General features: G+C 39.3%; 3 protein-coding genes. All 3 read left to right on the forward strand.

The genetic code is table 11. The annotated features are described in order from the left end of the window. Positions 1-407 (forward strand): PP2C family protein-serine/threonine phosphatase (locus C5O22_RS12160; protein ID WP_132782196.1); only part of this gene is annotated, 407 nt, incomplete at its 5' end. After that, complete coding sequence (locus tag C5O22_RS12165) at positions 407-766, forward strand: STAS domain-containing protein (RefSeq protein ID WP_132782198.1); 360 nt, start codon at positions 407-409, stop codon at positions 764-766. The genes C5O22_RS12160 and C5O22_RS12165, both read left to right, overlap by 1 nt. 2 nt (positions 767-768) lie before the next feature. Then, a partial coding sequence (locus C5O22_RS12170; RefSeq protein WP_165910522.1) for a PAS domain-containing protein occupies positions 769-1623 on the forward strand: 855 nt, incomplete at its 3' end.

Consider the following 1623-nt stretch of genomic DNA (forward strand, 5'->3'; position numbering starts at 1 on the left):
GGACCACAGGGATTCTTATTACCTTTTTTGCCGGTATCATGGATCTTCAAAGCAACATTTTACAATATGCAAATGCAGGTCAGTGTCATCCCATATTGGTTCGCCATAAAACGGTATATGAACTTCCCGTAGCTGGATCTGCAATAGGATACGCCCAAAATGTCAACTTTAATGAACAGATAACACAACTACAAGAAGGGGATATCCTCTCTTTTTTTACCGATGGCTTAGTCGAATACAAAAAGGACAACGACCATATCATAACAATTTCTGCAAAAACTATATTCGAAGGAGTTGAATATACTCAGGAATATCATAAGAATATATTAAATCGAGCCCTGGAAATCTCAGGGACAAAGAACTTTACCGACGATGTGACCATTTTAACTGCGAGGATACAAGGGTAATGGAATTATCCGAGTGTATTTCTCATTTTAACAAACGATATCCTTATACAACGCTTGCTATTACCCAGGAAGATGATAATCATCTTACCATCCATCTTGGAGGGGAACTTAACTTAGAAAGCGCTACTGAATTTGGAACCATCGGGGAAATAGTTCTGGCCACGTTATTTGCAGGAACCACCATTATCCTCGATCTTGCTGGTCTCCATTATATTTCCAGTACCGGAGTTGGAAGTATTTCCCAATTAGTTCTCCAGGCTTCTCGAAGAAATATCTCTGTTCAAATTATTAATTGTCAACCAAAGGTCCGAGAAGTTTTTCAGTTATTGGGGCTTTTGTCGGTACTCAATATTAAATGAATATGCAGGAATATCAGAATTTTTTTCTACAAATAAGCCTTTTGTACGCTCAAGATCCAACGACAAAGGCTGATATCGATGCAACAAACCTCATAAAAACATATTTTCATGCTGATACGGTGGCAATTTTTTTCCAGGACCTAGAAGGTCATCATCATTATAGTATTGCAGGCTCTCCTTATACGATTGCCCTTTCCCAGCATCAATGGGATGAGATTATCACTACCGCCTGTCGTAAAACAGAAAACAAACCATATCTTTTTGGCCCTTACCATATTCCTCTTTTCGAAAAAGCTCTCCCTTATTGTGTTTCTCTTCGTTTTTATGCTTCTGCCAGTGCCCTTGGTTATCTGCTCCTCGGGAGAGAGTATGCTCCCTGGAGTGAAGAAGAACTTACCCTCCTTACCCAAGTAGCCCAACTTATCGCTCCCATAGTTCATAATCGTGTTCAACGACTACTTGCAGAATATCGAGCAAAACAGGTAACAGAAGAAATACAAGCCAAGGAGTATCGTTTAAGGACTCTCCTTGAAACAGCCCCAATGCTCATTTACACCGCCACACCCGACGATCGGATTATCACTATTAATCACTTTGGAATTCACCTTTTGGGACTTACAAAGAAAGAGGATATTTTGAATCATCATTTTGCCGAGTTTTTTTATAACCCCTCCGATCGGGAATATGAACTGAGACGTTTAGAAAAAGAGGGGATGCTCAGAAATTATGAAATTATCCTTAAAGGGAAAAACGAAATCCCAATATATGCCGTAGAATTTCTTTCCGTCCTAAAGGATAAAAGGGGAAATAGTATTGAACATCAAGGAATAATACATGACATTACCGAACGAATCCTC

The organism is Treponema sp. J25 (genome assembly GCF_004343725.1).
GTDB lineage: Bacteria > Spirochaetota > Spirochaetia > Treponematales > Breznakiellaceae > J25.

What these genes read in the sequence shown, in the direction of transcription:
- C5O22_RS12165 (WP_132782198.1), top strand. Translation starts at nt 407, where the DNA reads ATGGAATTATCCGAGTGTATTTCTCATTTTAACAAACGATATCCTTAT.